The 20,159-nt window shown below is 29.6% G+C and carries 19 protein-coding genes; 15 read left to right on the plus strand and 4 right to left on the minus strand.

The features are described from left to right. The 12 genes from MR593_RS00785 to MR593_RS00840 all read left to right on the plus strand — a co-directional run. A partial coding sequence (locus MR593_RS00785; protein WP_331474698.1) for a hypothetical protein occupies positions 1-187 on the plus strand: 187 nt, incomplete at its 5' end. A gap of 128 nt (positions 188-315) precedes the next feature. Continuing rightward, positions 316-1,077: an ABC transporter permease gene (locus MR593_RS00790; RefSeq protein ID WP_331474699.1), complete on the plus strand. Its 762-nt coding sequence runs from the start codon at positions 316-318 to the stop codon at positions 1,075-1,077. Beyond that, positions 1,077-1,871 carry an ABC transporter ATP-binding protein gene (locus tag MR593_RS00795; RefSeq protein WP_290685883.1) on the plus strand — a complete coding sequence of 265 codons (795 nt, stop codon included), beginning with the start codon at positions 1,077-1,079 and terminating at the stop codon, positions 1,869-1,871. The genes MR593_RS00790 and MR593_RS00795 overlap by 1 nt, the downstream gene beginning before the upstream one ends. Before the next feature lie 151 nt (positions 1,872-2,022). Beyond that, the gene (locus MR593_RS00800) at positions 2,023-3,075 is read left to right on the plus strand and encodes a coiled-coil domain-containing protein (RefSeq protein ID WP_290685886.1); all 1,053 of its coding nucleotides are present in this window, start codon (positions 2,023-2,025) and stop codon (positions 3,073-3,075) included. Between the two features lie 24 nt (positions 3,076-3,099). Beyond that, the gene (locus tag MR593_RS00805) at positions 3,100-5,097 is read left to right on the plus strand and encodes an McrB family protein (protein ID WP_290685889.1); all 1,998 of its coding nucleotides are present in this window, start codon (positions 3,100-3,102) and stop codon (positions 5,095-5,097) included. Continuing rightward, positions 5,081-6,832 (plus strand): hypothetical protein, encoded by a 1,752-nt coding sequence (locus tag MR593_RS00810; RefSeq protein WP_290685892.1) that lies wholly within the window; start codon positions 5,081-5,083, stop codon positions 6,830-6,832. The genes MR593_RS00805 and MR593_RS00810 overlap by 17 nt, the downstream gene beginning before the upstream one ends. A gap of 344 nt (positions 6,833-7,176) precedes the next feature. Then, a complete protein-coding gene (locus MR593_RS00815; protein WP_290685895.1) occupies positions 7,177-9,327 on the plus strand; it encodes a DEAD/DEAH box helicase in 2,151 nt (716 codons plus the stop codon). Positions 9,328-9,454: 127 nt separating this feature from the next. Then, positions 9,455-10,648, plus strand: a complete 1,194-nt coding sequence (locus MR593_RS00820; protein WP_290685897.1) for a DUF6398 domain-containing protein — start codon at positions 9,455-9,457, stop codon at positions 10,646-10,648. Positions 10,649-11,023: 375 nt separating this feature from the next. Then, entirely contained in the window at positions 11,024-11,902 is an 879-nt protein-coding gene (locus tag MR593_RS00825; RefSeq protein ID WP_290685900.1) for a hypothetical protein, read from the plus strand. A 1-nt stretch (position 11,903) separates the two neighbouring features. Continuing rightward, on the plus strand, positions 11,904-12,233 hold the full coding sequence (locus tag MR593_RS00830) for a hypothetical protein (RefSeq protein WP_290685903.1): 330 nt from the start codon (positions 11,904-11,906) through the stop codon (positions 12,231-12,233). Between the two features lie 38 nt (positions 12,234-12,271). Further along, the gene (locus tag MR593_RS00835; protein ID WP_290685905.1) at positions 12,272-12,703 is read left to right on the plus strand and encodes a hypothetical protein; all 432 of its coding nucleotides are present in this window, start codon (positions 12,272-12,274) and stop codon (positions 12,701-12,703) included. Between the two features lie 69 nt (positions 12,704-12,772). Then, entirely contained in the window at positions 12,773-13,168 is a 396-nt protein-coding gene (locus MR593_RS00840) for a pyridoxamine 5'-phosphate oxidase family protein (protein WP_290685907.1), read from the plus strand. 61 nt (positions 13,169-13,229) lie between these two features. Here MR593_RS00840 and MR593_RS00845 read toward each other — a convergent pair whose 3' ends face one another. The 4 genes from MR593_RS00845 to nhaA all read right to left on the minus strand — a co-directional run bounded on the left by MR593_RS00845 (position 13,230) and on the right by nhaA (position 17,046). Further along, complete coding sequence (locus MR593_RS00845; RefSeq protein WP_290685909.1) at positions 13,230-13,922, minus strand: YczE/YyaS/YitT family protein; 693 nt, start codon at positions 13,920-13,922, stop codon at positions 13,230-13,232. 35 nt (positions 13,923-13,957) lie between these two features. Next, a complete protein-coding gene (locus tag MR593_RS00850; protein ID WP_290685912.1) occupies positions 13,958-14,599 on the minus strand; it encodes a DUF6198 family protein in 642 nt (213 codons plus the stop codon). A gap of 220 nt (positions 14,600-14,819) precedes the next feature. Further along, entirely contained in the window at positions 14,820-15,779 is a 960-nt protein-coding gene (gene metA, locus MR593_RS00855) for a homoserine O-acetyltransferase MetA (protein ID WP_290685915.1), read from the minus strand. A gap of 79 nt (positions 15,780-15,858) precedes the next feature. Continuing rightward, on the minus strand, positions 15,859-17,046 hold the full coding sequence (gene nhaA / locus MR593_RS00860) for a Na+/H+ antiporter NhaA (protein ID WP_290685918.1): 1,188 nt from the start codon (positions 17,044-17,046) through the stop codon (positions 15,859-15,861). Between the two features lie 238 nt (positions 17,047-17,284). Between nhaA and MR593_RS00865 the strand changes: the two genes are divergently transcribed. From MR593_RS00865 to MR593_RS00875, 3 genes are all read left to right on the plus strand, one after another. Next, positions 17,285-17,779: a QueT transporter family protein gene (locus tag MR593_RS00865; protein ID WP_290685921.1), complete on the plus strand. Its 495-nt coding sequence runs from the start codon at positions 17,285-17,287 to the stop codon at positions 17,777-17,779. Positions 17,780-17,788: 9 nt separating this feature from the next. After that, on the plus strand, positions 17,789-18,514 hold the full coding sequence (locus MR593_RS00870) for a hypothetical protein (protein ID WP_290685924.1): 726 nt from the start codon (positions 17,789-17,791) through the stop codon (positions 18,512-18,514). 119 nt (positions 18,515-18,633) lie between these two features. Continuing rightward, positions 18,634-20,159, plus strand: a 1,526-nt coding sequence (locus tag MR593_RS00875; RefSeq protein WP_290685927.1) for an ABC-F family ATP-binding cassette domain-containing protein, incomplete at its 3' end; no start/stop codon positions are given.

Raw genomic sequence — 20,159 nt, forward strand, 5'->3', positions numbered from 1 at the left:
CTATAATTTAGCTAAATATTTTGAAGTAAAGAAAAATGACAATGTTATGTTCCATAATTTATACAAAACTGAAAATGGAGTAAAAGTTCAAAGTGATAAATATTTTGGAGAGCTTGAAAATAACGCAATAATAGAAGCAGATTCTAGACTTTTAGATGACGTTATAGAAGAAAGTCTGGAGGATTAACAATGAAACAATAGATGAAAATAATCAATATAAATTTGATTTTTCAAACTGTGAATATGTATGGCAGATTAATAATTTGGCGAGTAAGTTTAAATTAAAAGATGTTGATTTTATAACAGAGATAGACGATGAAATATTGTTTATTGAGTACAAAAATTCAAATATACCAAATGCTAGAAGACCAGAGGCTATGTATCAAAAGAAAAAAAGTGAGCCACAAAAAGTTTATGGGTATACCAGCTATTTTAGCGGGGATTTTAACACAATTAGGACTATTTTCAATTAACTTAAAAATAATGGGAAAAGCAAATCAAGCTATCAACGTAGATCAATTTGATTTACTTGTATCTCTACGCTATATTAAGGGAGTTCCGCTTTTACAAAATACTCTATTTATCGTAGCACTTATAATTGTAATTTTAATAGGCGTATTATATTGGTTCTTCGGAACAGAAATAGGGGCAGCTATTCGTGCAACTGGATGCAATGATCGTATGGCTCGTGCACAGGGGATAAATACTTCTTTAAGTAGTGTAATAGGTCTTATGATATCAAATGCTTTAGTAGCACTATCTGGGGCTTTGCTTTCACAATACCAAGGATTTGCCGATATAAATATGGGACGTGGAGCTATCGTAATTGGTTTAGCAGCAGTTATAATTGGCGAAGCAATATTTGGTAAAATATCTACAAATTTTGGATTTAAATTATTATCAGTTGCCTTCGGTGCTATTATATACTACATAGTATTACAAGTAGTAATATGGATGGGTATAGATACAGACTTATTGAAATTATTATCTGCGGTTGTCGTTGCAATTTTCCTTGCTATACCGACTATGAAGAGTAGATATTTTTCAAAACCAGTTAAAAGAGGAGGTAATATGTAATGTTAGAAATTAAAAATGTACATAAAATATTTAATCCTGGAACAGTAAATGAAAAGCACGCATTAAAAGGTGTAAATTTGGTTTTGGAAGATGGTGATTTTGTAACTGTTATAGGTGGAAATGGGGCTGGAAAATCTACTATGCTTAATGCCATAGCAGGTGTATGGCCTATTGATGAAGGAACTATTTTAATCGATGGAGAAGATGTAACAAATCTTCCTGAGCACAAAAGAGCTAAATACTTAGGTCGTGTATTCCAAGATCCAATGAACGGTACAGCGGCGACTATGGATATTGAAGATAATCTAGCTCTAGCTAACAGAAGAGGGAAAAGAAGAACTTTAAGAACAAGAATTAAATCATCAGAGAGAGCTAATTATAAAGAATTACTAAAAACACTTGGATTAGGATTAGAAGACCGTATGACTTCTAAAGTAGGCTTGCTTTCTGGAGGACAACGTCAAGCACTTACATTATTGATGGCAACACTTAAAAAACCAAAGCTTCTTCTTCTAGATGAACACACTGCAGCGCTTGACCCAAAAACTGCTGCAAAGGTTTTAGAAGCAACAGAGCAAATTGTAGAACGCGATAAATTAACAACTTTAATGATTACACATAATATGAAGGATGCAATCGCCCATGGAAATCGCCTTATAATGATGATGGATGGAAATATTATCTTAGATATCAAGGGTGAAGAGAAAAAGAAGCTTACAGTAGAAGATTTGCTTCATAAATTTGAAGAAGCTAGCGGTGAAGAATTTGCCAGTGATAAAGCTATTTTAGGATAATTAAATACGTAAAATAAAAACTGTAGATAGTACTTTTTAAGTATTAAATACAGTTTTTTATTTATTTGTAAAACATAGTGTTTAATGTGTACAATTATATATTATAATTTATATATATAAAACAAAGAGGGATAATAATAAGGAGTAAATTATGCAAAAAATAGTAGACGTATTTTTAGAAATAGTAAATTCGCAGGAATGTTTAGATATGATTTACAAAAACTATCTAGTTGAATCGAGAAAAAATATTCAATCTATAGATTATAGTAAATTAAAATCGATAATAAAAAATGACGAAAAAATGTCTCTTATGAAAAAATATAGGAAAATATCGGGAGATGCCTTCATAATATTAGCAAAGCTAATATCAAAAGATACTTTAGCAGATCAAAAAGATCCTCTAGAATACCTTAAAATACCAGAAACAGGAGATTTAGTAAATTTAAAAAAATTATGTGTCGCTATTATAAATTTTTCGGGCGATATAGCTCATAATGGAGACTTAATTTTAGAAAATCACAATCAAAAGAGATATTTATTTTGTGGTATAGATAAATTTAAATTAGGAGATGATGAAAAGCTAAACCAAGACTTAGAACAGCTGATAAAAATTCGACATGAATTAGAAGAACTAAAGGATAAAATATCAAAATTAGAAAATCAAAATAATTATTTAAAAGAGGAAAATAAAAGAGCTTTAGATGAAAACAAAAGCTACAAAAGGGAATTAAAAAGACAGGAAAAAGAATTAAATGATCTATCAAGTCAAAAAGAAGATTTAAATCGAGCTTTTAATAGAGCTAATGAAGAACTACAACAAAAAAATAACGAGATAAAAAGCTTGAATCTAGAAATTGAAGGATTAAATAAGTCTTTAGAAAATGCAGTTTTTTTCGATGAAGCTGTTGTATCTCAGGACGTAGATAAACAAATATCCATAATTTATACTGCAAATCTATCGTTTATAGATAAGATTTATTATGATATTGAATTTAAAAATTACAAGGAAATAAAGGACAATATTAAAGGCTACCTTGAAGAGCTAAAATCTAAGGGCATATTAAAGGTGGGAATTCAAAGTAATAAGCTAAATTCTCTTACTCTTAGAAATATAATAAAGCTCGGAAGAGAGGAAGGTATAAGTATAAAAAGGATATTTTTTAATACTGAAAAAGAGCTTATTGAAAAGCTAATAAAATTTTAAAGCAAATTTAGGGGGAAGATAGTTATGAATACAAATGATTTAGGTAGAATAATAGATATGAATAACGAGGTATATGTTTTGGGCGTACTTGCAACTGATAGAGATGAATATCCGAATATAGTAATTAGACAGGCGGCAGTAGCTCAGATGAAAAACTCAGATAGTGTGGTGTTTTTTGTACAAGCAATTAGTGACGAACCAAAATACGCTAGAGATGAGCTAAACCGTGAACTAGATCAAGAGCTCAGAAATTTATACATAGGCATAGATGTTCATCATAATAGTATGGCTGAATATCCATTTTATCCTGGAGTGCATGAAATTCCGTATAATTACAATAGTATTGACGACAAGGAAGATATAATACTAAATGAATTACGAGGTAGACTCTTAATTTTTAAAATAAATATTCAAAAAAATAATTCTGATGGAACAATATACAAAAATATTTTACTACAGTCAGTTTTAGATATAGATGACGACGGCTCATGGTATAAAACTATTCCCGAGGTGCAAGGAAATATAGATACATTTGAGTCAAAACTAATCGAAGGAAGAAGTATATATCTAAAAGGATATCCTCATGATATGGATGTTCCAGAGGGGATAATATGTGAGGATTATATATATGTTGATTTCGATGAAGATAACTTCGAAAGAGTAGAGGCAACAGATGATGCTTGGCGTTTTGTAGGCGATATAAACCAAATAAGAAAGCTTCCATTTGATATTTCAGACGAAGACTATGATACAAATGTAATTGCACAGCTAGAAAATATAGTATTTATAAAGGAAAATTATTTTTACGATGAATTATGCTCAGAAGACAAAAAATCTGTGCTAGGATATTTAGAAGTAGTAGACAATACAAGAGAAATTGAGTTTTTAAGAGAAATTAAGAACTATACAATGAAAAAAAGTCTATACTACGATATGAAGGATATAATAAATTTACATATAAGTATAAAGACAAATTACATGACAATAGTAGCTGGGATGAGTGGTACAGGTAAGACTCAGATAAGCTTAGCATATGCTCAAGCACTTGGACTAAGCGAAGAGGAGGGAACGCTTTTATTTTTACCAATAACTCCATCTTATACTGAGCCAGAAGATATATTGGGGTATTTAAATACGACTACTGGAGTGTACATATCATCAGAAACAGGACTTGTAGATTTTTTAATTCACGCACAAGCAAACCCTGATAAGCTTCATTTTGTAGTATTTGACGAGATGAATTTATCTCAAGTTGAGCATTGGTTCGCGCCGTTTATATCTCTTTTAGAGCTAGATCAAAAAGATAGAAATTTAAGACTATACAGTAAAAATGCTGTCTGCAACAATAATTCAAAATACAAGCCTATATTAAATATTGGAGATAATGTGAGATTTATAGGAACTGTCAACCTCGATGAAACTACAAAGGATTTTTCTGATAGATTACTAGATAGAGCTAATTTAGTTACTTTGAAAAAAGGAACTTTTAAGGATTTCAAGGACGAAAAAATAGAATTTTTAAAAGATAGTGAAGATGAAAAATTAGAAGATAACGATTTAGATAAAGATACGAGCTTTACATTTGAAGAGTTTCAAAGCTGGATAAAAAAAGATGTCACTATAGATAGGCTATCAGATGATGAGATCGATTTGCTTGATGAAATACATAGATTGATTTCAATAAATGACTCACAAAAGGGGATATCATTTAGAATAGCGAATAAAATAGCGAGCTATCTTCAAAACATACCTATTGACGAGGGTGGAAGAGATGCTTTAAACAGAGGTACAGCCTTAGATTTACAAATAAAACAGAGGGTATTGACTAAAATAAAGGGAACAGAAAGACAGCTTGGAAATTTAATTGGAACAATCGACCTAGCTTCAGGAAATGTCGAAAACAGCGCATTATACGATGTATTAGACGGTGAAATGGCCAAAAAAATAGGCGATTTTGAATTTACAAAAAATGAAATTAGAAGAAAAGCGAGGGAGTTAACTGTTTATGGATATGCTAATTAATTCTCAAATCGTACATTTAAAGCTTATAAAATATTATCTAAATGAAAATAAAGAGGAAGCTATTTCAAATGAAGAGGACATTTTTATTGATTTAGATAAATGTAGAGATGGATTTTTAGGTAGTGAAGTATTTGAGTTTTATGAATATGAAAAAGCAGAACTTGAGCTTGTAAAATCGGCGAATTCTTGTGAAGTTAATATAGAATGTTATTTTGACGAAAGTGAACGAATAGACCTACATAATAAAAACAATTTTACTAAAAAACTTATGCAAAATGAAAAGATACTGATCTCACCTGGTGGAGATGACGATGATATGCTAGTTCCAGGAAGATACGAGATAAAAATAACAAATGGCAAACAGATTTATTATGGGTTTTATTTTATAAAAGCATCTACAACAACATGGGATAGTCTCGTAAATATGAGAGAATATATAGAAAAAAGTGTAAAAGGACTCTCATATGATATTTTTGGAAAGAGAAAGGCTGGAAATTTTGAAGTCGATACTAAGATAATGGATAAACTTTTATATTTAAACGACAAGAAAAATCTACTAATTACGAGTTTAGATTTAATAGTGAAAAATCCAATAACAAGCATCGAAAAAGTCTACAAATGTACACATAAATCTCAAAGACCTACTAATAAAAGTCAGAGATGGATGAATCAAAAGGGATATAGATATAACGATAACATTTATAATCCAAGTGTATTTAGAGAAAAAAGGAGTATTGAGTCAAAATATATATTGGAAAATAGAATTTTGAAGAAAATATCCATCGAGATATACAGTGTAGTGTTAGATATATTAAGTCAGCTTAAAATAGAAAAAAATCGACTATCTAAGAAGCTCGAAGATGTAAATGCTTCTTATAGAGAATATGAAAAAGACATAGCTAATATAAATGAATATATCGCTAGCATGGAGAAGATAAAAAGCAATATGGTCTTTTACTTGAGAAATTCATGGCTTAATGATTTAGATGAAAGCTTAAATTGCATCCCTACATCTAATATTATAAAAAATAAGTATTATAATGAGATATACGAAATTTATAAGCACCTAAAGGACTTAAGCAAAGACGACAAAAAGACTTTATTTCCACATAAGAAAACATCGAAATTATTTGAGATATACAATTTCTTAGTCATTAAGGAGATGTTCGAAAATGACGGCTTTGAGTGGAGAGAAGGATGGATTAAGGATAGAAATCTAGATTTTGTGTTTTGGGGAGATTTAAAGCCTGAGGATTATGTGGTTTTAGTTAAGGAAAATTATAAGGTTAAAATCACTTACGATAAGATTTTAAATAGAAGCAAGGATTTAGCTAAAAATAAAGACCCAAAATCACAGATATCTGTCAAACAAAATAATAGAAGTAAAAGACCTGATATATTGATAGAACTTTTTAAAGATGAAAAATTTATAAATGCTGTAGTCGTAGAGGTCAAATATAGAAAACTCAAATATATTCACAGCGATAATGACGATACTCATGTCGATATGCAGCTCGAAAACTATAGAGACCTCGAGTACTATGATGCAAATACATCTAAGGTCAAGAGGATGTTTCCAATTGCTAAGGTCATCGCAGTTTATCCAGAACAAAAAAATGCCGTTAAGATGTCTAATGAGACCTACGACAATATTGTATTTTTGCCGATAGATGTTGATCAGGTAGATGAGCTTGAAAAAGAGATATTTGAGGTGGTTAGAGAGAGCTTTAGCTAAAAAAAGTATAAATTACATTTTTTAGAAGGTTGGATAAGAAATTTTGGTATATTATTGAAGCAAAACAGTATATATTTTTTTGAGATTAAGAGTAGTATTATTGTACTGCTCTATTTTTTTATATAGTTTAAAGTCAAATTTATCAAAACTATAAAAATATTGTTAATAAGTAAACTAAATAAATTTCATCAATTAAAAATTATTTTGATTCTTATTTTAAATTATAAATTTTATATTAAAAAAAATAAAAAAATAATAAGTAAGGAGGATATTTGCATTATAAAATAGAAATTTATCATATTATGTAAAATGGAAATAATTGTCGTATAAAGAGGTGGAGATAAATGGCTAATTTTATACAGGGAGATAATTTTAAAAGAAATGGCGGAAAATATGAAGAAATTGTATGGATAAAGATAAAAGAAGCATTTAGTAGAAGAGAAGTTCTTGGATATTCTAGATATCCATTATTTTTTAATACAGGACAAAGAAGAAAAGAACCAGATATTTTAATATTAGATAAAGAAATTGGTTTAATAATAATAGAGGTAAAAGGTTATGAAATTGACGATATAGAAAATTTATATCCAAATAGTTGGCAAATAAAAGGTGAGTATAAAGGAATATATAATCCAATAGGACAGGCAGAAGATTATTTATATGCAATTAAATCAAAATTTGATATTGATAGAAATTTAAGAGATAAATATAATGCAAAATATTTTGTTGCATTGCCTAGAATAAGCAAAAATGAATGGAATGAAAGAAATTTTGAAAAAATTATAGATGAGGCATATTTGATATTTAAAGATGATTTAGCAAGATCAGCATTGATTAAAAAAATATTATCTCAACAACCTTTTATTACAGGAGCACTATTTAATGATAATACTTTTAAGATAGCAACTTCAATATTAGCTAATGAAAATATATATGCAGATAAAATAGAAGATGAATTTAGTAATGAAACAAAGGGTAAAATTTATGGTTTAGTTACAAATAAATTGCATGAATTAGATATACAACAGGAAGTTATAGCTAAATCAATAGTACCGGGACCACAAAGAATAAGGGGCATTGCTGGTTCTGGAAAAAGTGTTCTTTTATGTCAAAAAGCGGCGATTATGCATTTGAGATATCCTGAATGGAAAATAGCTGTAGTATTTTTTACTCAAAGTTTATATGATAATATTATAAATATGATAGACAGATATTTGAAAGCTTTTAGTAATGGAGAAGTTTCATATGATGAAGGTGGAAATTTAGAGGTTCTACATGCATGGGGAAGAAAAAATCGAAATGGATTTTATAGAGAAATTGCAAATAGGAATAATTGTATTTTTAGAAGTGCGAGGGATGTAAAATCAGAAGTAGGTTATTTAGATTATAATAATAGTATAAATTATATTTCTAAAAAATTATTAGAAGAATGTAAGGGTAATTTAGAGAGAATATACGATGTTATTTTAATCGATGAAGGACAAGATTTAATTGGAGATGATGAATATAAGTATGAAGGTAAGCAGTCTTTTTATTATATGGCTTATCAATCATTGAAAGTTGTTGAAGGAGAAGAAGGTAAGATTAGAAGATTAATTTGGGCTTATGATGAATTACAAAGTTTAAATGATAAAAAAATTCCATCTAGTAAAGAAATTTTTGGAGATAGTAATTTGGTTAAAGGAAAATATAAAGGTGGAGTTAATAAATCTGAAGTTATGAAAAAATGTTATAGAACGCCATACCAAATTTTGACAACTGCACATGCGGTTGGAATGGGTATTTTTAGAGAAGAAGGACTTGTAAGTGGATATACAACTAAAGAAGATTGGGAAAATATAGGATATGAGATAAAACAAGGTGATTTTAGAAAGATAGGTAATGAAATTGTAATAAAGAGATCTATTGAAAATTCACCAAATCCAATACAAAAGTATTTTAAAGGAGATACTGTTAAATTAGAATTATATAATAGTGAATTTCATATGATAAAAGCTTTAGCTAACGATATAAAAAAAGATATAGAAAAAGAAGGTTTAAATCCTTCTAGAGATATACTAATTATAAATTTAAAAGAAAATAGGAATGGCAAAATATTTGAGCAAGAAATAGGAAATTATTTAAATAATTTAAATATAGATTTTTATATTCCTTCAAAATCAAAAAGTAATGAATACGATTGTGATTGGAGAGATGAAAAGCCTGATCAATTTTGGTATGATGGTGCAGTTACTTTATCTCAAGTTCCAAGAGCAAAAGGAAATGAAGCACCAATGGTATATGTTGTGGGATTAGAAGAGATTGCTGTAAATGAAGATTCAGTCAAATATAGAAATAAATTATTTACTGCTATGACTAGAGCAAAATGCTGGGTAAAATTAATGGGTGTAGGAGATTATAGTTTATATGATGAAATAAGAGAAGCAATTAAAAGCAATGGAGAATTTAGATTTAAATTTACTAAACCTAAGAAAGAAACTAATGATTTAAGTTAATAATTTGATATGCTTAGATTTGAGAATGCTAGAAAATATTGTATGCCAAAAATTGAATAATCAAAAAAAATTGTCTATAATAAAACTATACAATACTATTAAACTAGAAATTAAAGGATGGACAATAATGGCTACAGATAAAGATAAATTAAAACAAATTACCGATATAGTAAAAACTCATTGCGATGAGTGTTTCAACGAAGATTACTATAAGACGACGAAAAAATTAATAGACAAATTAAAAAATATCAAAGAGTTTTCTATGGACAAGGGAAAAATAGAAGGCTGGGTAGCTGGGCTTTTGTATATAGTAGGAGAGGACAGCGGACTTTTTAACCAAACTAATTGGATAGAGTCAAAGGAATATATCTCAAAGACAGATATGGCAAAAATTGCAGAGGTCAGCGTCGCTACTATGAAGTCTAGAGCTTCTAAGATAAGAGATGTACTGCCTAAAAATGCGAAATTCGTAGCAGATATCACATATGAAGAGGATGATTATGATTTTTGCTTTGATTTTGATGATGAAGATGGCTATCAAGTAGATAAGGTTTTAAAAAAGATGGCAGATATGCTAAATCATACAATAGCAACTAAAAAAGAAGAGTACGAGGTCTATATGGACAAGGCATTTGACTGCTACGATATAGACGAAGCTATGGAAAATATGAAGTTAGCGCTTATGCATGCCAAGAAAAAAATACCAGATCATTTATTTAAGCAGCTAGAAGGAGAGCTATGGCTTGAATTAAATGCTAGACCGTATCTTTTGATAAAGGCAGAATTGGCAGATTTGTACTGCTTGAAGGGTGATTACGAATCTGCAGTGGAATTATACAATGAGATTTTAAAATTAAATAAAAATGACAATCAAGGAATAAGATATAGAATATTTCCATTGTTAATTTTATTAGATAAAAAAGATCAAATTGAAAATTTAGTAAAATCATATGACGGTGACGACTGTGCATTTATGCTTTACAATAAGGCTTTGTATTATTATAAAAATAAAAATGAATTCAATGCGAAGTCTTTTTTAAGAAGAGGTTTTGAAGCTAACAAATATGTACCTGAATATCTACTTGGAATGATAGAGGCTGAGCCATTTGTACCTGAGATGTACTCTTTTGGAAGCGAAGAAGAGGCGAGAGTTTATTTAGAATACGCTTCAGCAGCTTGGATAGAAACAGAAGGATCATTATTTTGGCTTATAGATGAATACTATATATATGCGAAAAAAAATAATATAGATTTACCTTTTAGTAAAAAAGAGTTTAAGGTTTTAATAAAACAAGCACTCGATGAAATGAAAAAAAAGTAAATATTTTATGGAGATACTAATAGAGTAGTATATATTGTACTACTTTATTTTTTATATAAAACCATAATTACCTAGTAGGAAATAATAATAAAAATATCCAAATAAAAAATAATCTAATCACACGACATCGGCACGTCTTTTGACGTGATAATAAACTTAAAAAAATATATACTTATCTAAAATAAAAACACAAATTACAGATTCAAAAATCCATATATTAATATAATATTAAACAAAAACAAAGGAGGAAAAGAAGATGGCAAGAGAATGTTATGATTGTTTTTACTATGAACCATCAAAAAGAAGATGTAACAAAAAAAGAAGAGGCTATGCAATCTAAATGCATGGGCTACTAAAAAAATAGGAGGTATTAGTATGGGATTATTCGATATATTTTCAGGTGGAGGTAGCAGTAGAAAAAGTTTTTCTGATTTATCAGATAACTGGGAAAAAAGAAAAGAAGCTAGAGAGTACAACGCTAGAGCTAGAGAAATCATAGATGATTATACAGAGAGATACGAAACTACTTATTACAATACACAAGACTACGCTTTTGAAACACAACGTAGACTTGATAAACACAATGATTTTAAAAAAGAAATCATACGAAAATTACAATTAGATGTAAAGCCCGTATTAGATGATTTTAAAAAATTCGATATAGACAGCAAAACTATAGATATAGATTTTTCTGATATAGGTTCAAATAAAAATTTGGATATGTCAATATCTAATATAAATAATACGTTTGCGAGATTTGATAGATTGTCTTTTAATAATTGTTTTCCTAATCTAGATGATATTTTTAGGGATGCAACAGAGGAATACTACCAAGCAAAATCAAATTACAATCAAGCTAAGATGTACAAAAGTCAAATTCAATTAAAAAGAGAACAGTTGAAAACTATAAAGAGCAATCTTTCTAACATCAGAAGCTATATCTCTGATGAGGAAAGAGTTTTAAGTGAGCTTATGGAAAGAATTGAAGGTATTTCAAACAAACTAGATCAAAACATGAAGAAATCTTCATTTAAAAAAGAAGAAAGCGAACATCTAAAGGCTATATATAAAATAGCGAAGGGTATAGATAAGATGATGGGAACTAGATTTTTAAACGACGACTTTACCGTAACAGATGACTACAACAGCTTATTTGAAAAAATGAAAGAAATAAATTCTCTAATTGAAAAGCCTACTCTAAATACTGGAGAGCTAGACAGAATTTTAAAATCAATAGGAGTAATAGTGTACTAAAATGTGTGAAGATGTAAAAGACATATTAGCTAAATTGATCACACGTTCTGAGAGAGAGTTTGTTAGTTTTTTAAAAGAACAGGAAATTGAGGAAACTCAGGTACATCAAAGAATAAGTGATACGATTGCTCTTACAGAACTTGTAAAATCAAGAAGAGAGGCTTTTGAATTAATGTCGAGTAAGTTTTTCAAAGAAAAAGATAGATTATCAAAAATGGCGATTAAATCTTTAGATGTAGCTATAAGTCAAGGTGATGACGAGTTAGCAAATATTATTTTAAATTTTTTAAATGTCGTTTATAAAGAAAAATATCCAAAAATAAGTATTTAGTCGTAAATTTTAAGTATTGAGAAAAAGAGGATAAAAAAATGGACAATAAATTAGAAAAAGTAAATTCTAGCCAAGTGGTGTCTTCTCTTACTGGGGAAGAGGCTTTGATTGTAGAAACAGCAGTTAAAACCTTCACAGAAATTGGAAAAATTATGGGGGATTATGCTAAATGTAGACAAGAGCAAATTACAGAAAGACAGAGAATAAGAGCTCAACTTAAAATAATAACTACACAAATTCAAGCTAATAAGGAAAAGTATATTCATGCGATTGATAAGTATTATCAAAATAAAGATAGAATTTACGATTTTGTAGAACAAGCGTTGAGGGCTAGTGAGAAATGTGGAGATATGGAAATGATGAAAATGATTTATAGTGATTTCTTTAGCTTTATTTCTAAAAACTCACCAAGTGATGAATTAAAAATTATGATGGATGCGAATAATAATTTTATAAATTTTATTGAATAAAAATGGCATTGAACACAATCTAAAACAGTCCTATAATAAAGCTATAGGAAATATTTAGGAGGTGCTCAAATGCAAGAAATATACGACTTTTTAAAATCATGTGGTACATACTACCTAGCAACTATAGATAAAGATCAACCTAGAGTTCGTCCTTTTGGAACTGTAGACATATTCGAGGGGAAACTATATATACAAACAGGAAAATCAAAACACGTATCAAAAGAGATGCAAGTAAACCCTAAGATTGAAATATGTGCTTTAGACGGAGAAACTAAATGGCTTCGTATATCAGCTACAGTAGTCAGAGATGATAGAGTAGAAGCCAAAAAACATATGTTAGATAATTACCCAAATCTTCAAGCTCTATACTCTGCTGAAGATGACAACACAGAGGTTTTATACTTAAAAGATGCCACAGCTACAATAACTGAATTTGGCAAAGAACCTAAATTCATAAAATTTTAGATTGTAATAAAAAAATTCCTTTAAGTGAATTTTAAAATTCGCCTAAAGGAGTTTTTTATCTTTAAATTGTATTTTCTATCTGAGTTTCGCAATCTACAGTTTCAAGTCCAGCTAATCTATCCATATTTTCTTTAAAAATCTTATTAAAAATTGCAATAGCTCTTCCAACACCTATCATAGCAATTACAGTTCCTATGCCTATAGCGACTATTTTTCCGGAAAGCACAAGACCTATAATACAAGTTGTGACTACGCAGGTAATATCGAGTGCATTTTTGCCGAAGCCTAGTCCTTTTTTGAATATATCGCCTATAGCCTGAGCAAGTCCATCGGCTGGATTTGGAATAAGCTTCATGTTTACCATCATAGCCGCACCGATTGCAGTTACTACTATAGCTGCAAATAGCAAAATTAAATTTTGCCATATTGTGGTATAATTGAAGTCTAAGATTCCACTGAAGTAGTTTATAAGGACACTGAATAATAAGCTAAATGGTATTTGTAAAATGTCCTTTAAATCTCTATTTTTACCTTTTATTATAAATTGAATTAATACAAACACAGTGTATACTATAAATGTCATAGTTGCAAAATTTAGATTTAAAATATTTGCTATGGAAAATGGTATAGATATAATTGGAGATACTCCTAATCCAGATTTAGTATTTAATGTAATTCCGATTGAGAGTATTACAAGTCCCATTGAATAAAATAAAATACGCCATAGCCAGCAGTTGTTTTTATTGTTTTCCATATACATCACTCTTTCTATCATATATGATAATTGGTCTAAATTATATCTTTTACATCATTATCCAAATTTATAGCTTGAAGTCCAGCCAATCTAAGCATACCTTCCTTGAATATACTATTGAAAACTGCTATAACTCTTCCAACAGCTATCATACATATTAATGTACCGATTCCTATGCCAATTATTTTACGTGAAAGCATAAGTCCTATAGTACAAGTTATAAATACACAAGTAATATCGAGTACATTTTTTCCAAAGCCGAGATCTTTTTTAAATAAATCACCTATAGCCTTGGCAAGTGCATCTGCTGGATTTGAAATTAGCTTCATATTTATTAAAAGAGAAACGCCGACAGCAGTTCCAATTATCGCACCAAATAATAAAAGCGAACTTTGCCATATTGTGATAGGCTTGAAATCTAAAATTTTACCAAAAAAATTTAAAAGAATGCCGAATAATAAGCTAAATGGTATTTGAAAAATATCTTTTATATCTCTATTTTTTCCCTTGATTATAAATTGAAGTAATACAAATCCTGTATATACTATAAATGTCACAGCTGCAAAGTTTAAATTTAAAATATTAGATATGGAAAAAGGCACAGATATGATTGGAGATACTCCTAATCCAGATTTAGTATTTAATGTAAGACCAATCGAAAGTATTACAAGTCCCATTAAATAAAATGAAATACGCCATATCCAACAATTTCTTTTGTTGTTTTTCATTTAATACATCACTCTTTCTATAGTTTTCTTCTAATATTAAATTTTATATTTAAATAAATTTATAGTCAATATATGGAAGTATTAAAAAATACGTGATAATCTATAGAAAATAATATATTGTGTATTTTTATTAAATCAAAAAAAGGATGCTTTCACATCCCTTTTCCTCTTAGTCTTCAGCTGGTTCGTATGAATTTGTAGATAGAGACATTTTTTCAGTAATTTTACTAATATCATATGGTGTATCTTGGTAAACTTGGTTAAGCCAGTTTGTGTAGAATAAAGTAGCATTAGCTCTCCAAGTGTTAACAGGATCTATATCAGTGTCGCCATTAGGATAGTAGTTTTCAGGTATAAGTGGATCCATACCTTTATTGTAGTCTCTTATGTATTCACATTTTAAAGTATCAGTATCGTATTCTAAGTGACCTGTTACAAAAATTCTTCTGCCGTCTTTAGTAGACATTATAAATGGACCTGCTTTTTCTGATTCAGAAAGAATTTCAAGCTCAGCAACATTTAAAATATCCTCTTTTTTAATAGCTGTATGTCTAGAGTGAGGAGCGTAGAATACGTCGTTTAATCCTCTAGTTAAAGCTGAAGCAGGATTATTTACAGTATGTTTAAATACACCTGATAATTTGTTTTCTAGTTCATATTTTTGTATACCGTAGTAGTGGTATAGAGAAGCTTGGGCAGCCCAGCAAATATGTATAGTTGAAAATACGTTTCTCTTACTCCATTCCATTATTTCAACTAATTCATCCCAATATTCAACCTCTTCAAATTCTAAAAGTTCAACAGGAGCACCTGTTATTATTAATCCGTCGAATTTTTTGTCTTTTATATCATCGAAATAAGTATAGAATTTATCTAAATGGGCGCTTGAAGTATTTTTACATTCATGGCTTTTTACTTGAATTAAAGTTATTTCTACTTGTATAGGTGAATTAGATAAATATCTAAGTAATTGGTTTTCAGTTTGAATTTTAAGAGGCATTAAATTTAATATAGCTATTTGTAATGGTCTTATGTCCTGTTGCATAGATCTTTCTACATCCATAACAAATATGTTTTCTTCTGATAATACTGAATACGCTGGTAATTCTTTTGGTATTTTTAGTGGCATGATTATCCCTCCTTATTTTTATGTAACAGATATATTTTACACAATATATACAAAAAATTCTATATATTTATATAAAAATTTAGTTAAATTTACCATTAAGGAGTTTTATTTTATTTTTACTGTATTTATTGCTTATAGAAAATCTATGTATAAATATAAAAAATGAAGTTAAAATAATAGATAATACACAAGAGCTGAGTATTGCGAGCTTACAAGTGTTTATTAGTTCAAAGTCGTATGAAAAAGTCAAATCACACATAAATATAGACATCGTAAATCCTATACCAGCTATTAAAGACACTAAAAATACAGAGTAAAAGTCTAATTTTTCAGGTGGTTTTACGAGCTTTAGCTTTGTGAAAATATATGTAAATGAGGTTATACCTAGTGGCTTGCCGATTGCCAAACCGAATAAAATTCCGAAGTACAATCTCTGCATGCTGTAAAAATCGGCGTTTATATTTAGAGATACTCCGCTATTTACAAATGCAAATAGAGGTATTACTATGTAGTTAGTAAACGGGACTAATTTATCTTGAAGCTTTTCTAGGACGCTTTTTCCTTTTGTATATGATTTTGATGGTATAGATATTGCGAGTAATATACCGCTTATAGTAGGATGGATATTGCTAAGCTTCACAAAATACCACAAGACTATGCCGCCTAATATATAGTAGAAAATATTTTCTACATGAAAAAATTTGTTTGCAACTACAAGTATCAATAAAACTACTAGAGACATTAATATGTAAATTTTATTGATATTTTCAGTGAAAAATACAGCTATAACTAGTATTGAAATTAAGTCGTCGACGACAGCGAGTGTGAGCAAAAATAATTTAGCTTGAGGATTTATATAATTTTTAAATATGTAAAATACGCCGATTGCAAACGCTATATCTGTAGAAATAGGTATGCAAAATCCTTCCATATAGTCAGTATTAAAATTTATAGCTAAAAAAATCAGAGCAGGAACTACGACGCCGCCGATTGAGCCTACAACTGGAAAAGATGCCTTTTTTAATGAAGACAAATTTCCGTATAAAATATTTTCCTTAATTTCAAGCCCTACATTTAAAAAGAAAAAAAACATCAAAAAATCATTTATAAATTCGTTTAGAGGAAATCTAAAAAATTTATTTCCGAAAATTATCTTGTTGTAGAGCCAATCATAAGAGCTATTTGCTACGATAAGTGCGACGAAAGTAAAAAATAAAAGCAGTGTACTGCTTAAGATATCTGATTTTACATTTCTTTTATAACGCATCAAGTTTATCAAAAAAAACACCTTCTTATCAAAATATATATATAAGTTTATGATAAAAAAATATATTATATGACTTGAAGGCTTTGAATAAAAATTATTAAATTGGTAATTAATAACTAAAGATTTAAATATTGAGTTATTATCTGTTTTGTAATATAATTCATATACGTAAGATTTAAATTAAATACAATATAAAATGGATATAAATTGAAAATTTTTAAAATAAGGAGATGAGTTGATGAACACAGATAGAATAGTGAAAACAGCGATTGTGGCGGCTATATACGCTGCATTGACTATAGGATTAAGTCCGCTAAGCTATGGACCGATTCAATTTAGATTATCAGAGGTATTGATTTTACTTGCATTTGTAAATTCAGATTACATTGTCGGATTGACTATAGGATGTCTAATAGCTAATTTATTGGGACCTTATGGGCTAGCAGATATTGCATTTGGGACATTTGCGACACTTGTAAGTGCGTATTTAGTTAATGTAACACCTAAGCTTATAAAAAACAAATACGCTATATGGGTGGCGTCTTTATGGCCAGTGCTAGCAAATGCAGTTATAGTGGGACTTATGTTAAATATTTTCTTCAAATTGCCGTTTTTACTTTGTATGCTAGAGGTTGGAATAGGAGAATTTGGAGTAGTTACTGTTGTAGGAGTTCCTCTATTTAAATTGGTGCTATCTAAATACCCGGGGTTTTTAAATTTTAAGGAGGCTTAACTATAAAAAATGAAAGAAAAAAAGACAAAAGTAATTGCAGTAGGAAATGATGCAATAGACTATTTAGAAAATATAAAAGGCGATTTGCAAAAAAACGCTAATTTCGAAAATATAAAGATAACTAAAGACGTAGATAAGGAATTTGTAAGATGCTTACTAGATGGTATAGAGGTTTTATATATTTTATACGATAGCTCTGACAAAGATATATGCAATATCACAAAGGCAATAGCTTTTATGGCTACTGAGAGAAAGGTTTTATCTATAGGTCTTGATATAGGCTTAAAGAAAAATAAAGAGGACTTAGGACTTGATAAAGAGCTTAAGTTAAACAAGTACAATTTAGATAAAACTATAGATATGATAAACCTTATAAGTGAGGCTATGGACGAAGAAACATTGATGTACGTAGATATAAGCGATCTTAAGGAATTATTCCAAGGAGATGGAGCCGTATCTTACTCTGTTGAGGAATTTGAGCTAGATATGCATCCTAGAGAAGTAGCTAAGGCTCTAGAAGAGGATTTTTATAAAAGCGAAGGGGACTTAACACTTAAAAAGGGACTTCTATTAGCAGAAACTAGCCAAACAGCTGGAGATAATACTTTGATATATTTAAACGAAATAAGAAACCACCTTCTAGATTTAGTAGATACTAATATGGATATGATATTTTCATATAATGAAAAGCAAGAAGGCAGAGATACTATGAAAATTGCATATTTGAGAAATTAATAGATTTTACGGAGTGTTTTTATACGCTCCATTTTTTTTGTATTGACTTATAAATAATTTTATTATAATATTATGCTTACTGTGCTAAAAAATATAAGATAGAAAGGAATATTGACTGAATGTTACAAGTAACTAATGTAGGACTTAGATTTGCCGACAAAGAACTATACAAGGATGTAAATTTAAAGTTTACTAAGGGAAATTGCTACGGAATAATAGGAGCTAATGGTGCGGGAAAGACTACTTTTCTAAAGATATTAGCTGGAGATATAGAACCAAATACTGGTAGCGTAAGCATAACTGAAAAAGAGAGAATGTCGGTTTTAAGACAAGACCACTTCAAATACGACGAAGAAACAGTACTAGATGTAGTTATAATGGGTCACGAGAGATTATTTGAAATAATGAAGGAAAAAGACGCATTATATATGAAAGAGGACTTCACAGAAGAAGACGGTATAAGAGCTGCTGAGCTTGAAGGTGAATTTGCAGAATTAGACGGATGGGATGCAGAGACTAATGCCGAAAAAATACTTATGGGTCTTGGAATAGATAAAAATCTACATTACAAACAAATGAAGGAATTAGAAGGTGGAGAAAAGGTAAAGGTATTGCTTGCTAAGGCGTTATTTGGTAAGCCTGAAATACTGCTTCTAGACGAACCTACAAACCACTTGGATTTCAAATCAATAGAATGGCTAAACAACTTTATAATGGATTTAGAGGATTCTATAGTAATAGTAGTATCACACGATAGACACTTCCTAAACCAAATATGTACTCATATAGTAGATGTTGATTTTGGTAAAATACAAATATATGTAGGAAACTACGATTTCTGGTATGAATCAAGCCAATTAGCCCTACAGCTTATGAAGGATCAAAACAAAAAGGCAGAAGAAAAAATTGCTCAATTAAAGGAATTCATAGCTAGATTTAGCTCAAATGCATCTAAGGCAAAGCAAGCCACTTCAAGAAAGAAACAGCTTGAAAAATTGGAAGTAACAGAAATTCAGCCTTCTAGAAGAAGATATCCTTACGTTGGATTTACTCCAGAGCGTGAAATAGGAAACGAAGTACTAGAAGTCGAAGGATTAACTAAGACAGTAGACGGCGTGAAAATTTTAGACAACGTATCATTTAGATTAGACAGAGATGATAAAGTAGCTTTCATGGGAGATGAATTAGCTATAACTGCATTATTTGATATAATAATGGGCGAAGATACAGATTATAGCGGTACTTTTAAATGGGGAGTTACAACTTCTCAAAGCTATCTTCCAAAAAATCACAATAAGTTTTTCGAAGGTGTCGAGTATTCATTAGTAGATTGGCTTAGACAATACTCTGAAGAAAAGAGTGAAAGCTTTATAAGAGGGTTCTTGGGAAGAATGTTATTTAGTGGAGAAGAAGCATTAAAGGAAGCTAGTGTTTTATCAGGAGGAGAAAAGGTAAGATGTATGTTCTCGCGCTTAATGCTTTCTAATGCAAACGTATTAGTGTTAGACGACCCTACAAACCACCTAGATCTTGAATCTATAACATCAGTTAACAAGGGTCTAGAAAAATTCCCTGGAGTACTTTTATTCAGCTCACACGACCACGAGATGATACAAACTCTAGCAAATAGAATTATAGAGATAAC

The sequence above is a fragment of the Intestinibacter sp. genome, assembly GCF_022780145.1.
Lineage (GTDB): Bacteria > Bacillota > Clostridia > Peptostreptococcales > Peptostreptococcaceae > Intestinibacter.

Bases quoted from the DNA above. Each gene is read 5' to 3' on its own strand.
- MR593_RS00790 (WP_331474699.1), top strand. From the start codon at position 316: ATGAAATATTGTTTATTGAGTACAAAAATTCAAATATACCAAATGCTA.
- MR593_RS00795 (WP_290685883.1), top strand. From the start codon at position 1,077: ATGTTAGAAATTAAAAATGTACATAAAATATTTAATCCTGGAACAGTA.
- MR593_RS00800 (WP_290685886.1), top strand. From the start codon at position 2,023: ATGCAAAAAATAGTAGACGTATTTTTAGAAATAGTAAATTCGCAGGAA.
- MR593_RS00805 (WP_290685889.1), top strand. From the start codon at position 3,100: ATGAATACAAATGATTTAGGTAGAATAATAGATATGAATAACGAGGTA.
- MR593_RS00810 (WP_290685892.1), top strand. From the start codon at position 5,081: ATGGATATGCTAATTAATTCTCAAATCGTACATTTAAAGCTTATAAAA.
- MR593_RS00815 (WP_290685895.1), top strand. From the start codon at position 7,177: ATGGCTAATTTTATACAGGGAGATAATTTTAAAAGAAATGGCGGAAAA.
- MR593_RS00820 (WP_290685897.1), top strand. From the start codon at position 9,455: ATGGCTACAGATAAAGATAAATTAAAACAAATTACCGATATAGTAAAA.
- MR593_RS00825 (WP_290685900.1), top strand. From the start codon at position 11,024: ATGGGATTATTCGATATATTTTCAGGTGGAGGTAGCAGTAGAAAAAGT.
- MR593_RS00830 (WP_290685903.1), top strand. From the start codon at position 11,904: ATGTGTGAAGATGTAAAAGACATATTAGCTAAATTGATCACACGTTCT.
- MR593_RS00835 (WP_290685905.1), top strand. From the start codon at position 12,272: ATGGACAATAAATTAGAAAAAGTAAATTCTAGCCAAGTGGTGTCTTCT.
- MR593_RS00840 (WP_290685907.1), top strand. From the start codon at position 12,773: ATGCAAGAAATATACGACTTTTTAAAATCATGTGGTACATACTACCTA.
- MR593_RS00845 (WP_290685909.1), bottom strand. From the start codon at position 13,922: ATGGAAAACAATAAAAACAACTGCTGGCTATGGCGTATTTTATTTTAT.
- MR593_RS00850 (WP_290685912.1), bottom strand. From the start codon at position 14,599: ATGGGACTTGTAATACTTTCGATTGGTCTTACATTAAATACTAAATCT.
- metA (WP_290685915.1), bottom strand. From the start codon at position 15,779: ATGCCACTAAAAATACCAAAAGAATTACCAGCGTATTCAGTATTATCA.
- nhaA (WP_290685918.1), bottom strand. From the start codon at position 17,046: ATGCGTTATAAAAGAAATGTAAAATCAGATATCTTAAGCAGTACACTG.
- MR593_RS00865 (WP_290685921.1), top strand. From the start codon at position 17,285: ATGAACACAGATAGAATAGTGAAAACAGCGATTGTGGCGGCTATATAC.
- MR593_RS00870 (WP_290685924.1), top strand. From the start codon at position 17,789: ATGAAAGAAAAAAAGACAAAAGTAATTGCAGTAGGAAATGATGCAATA.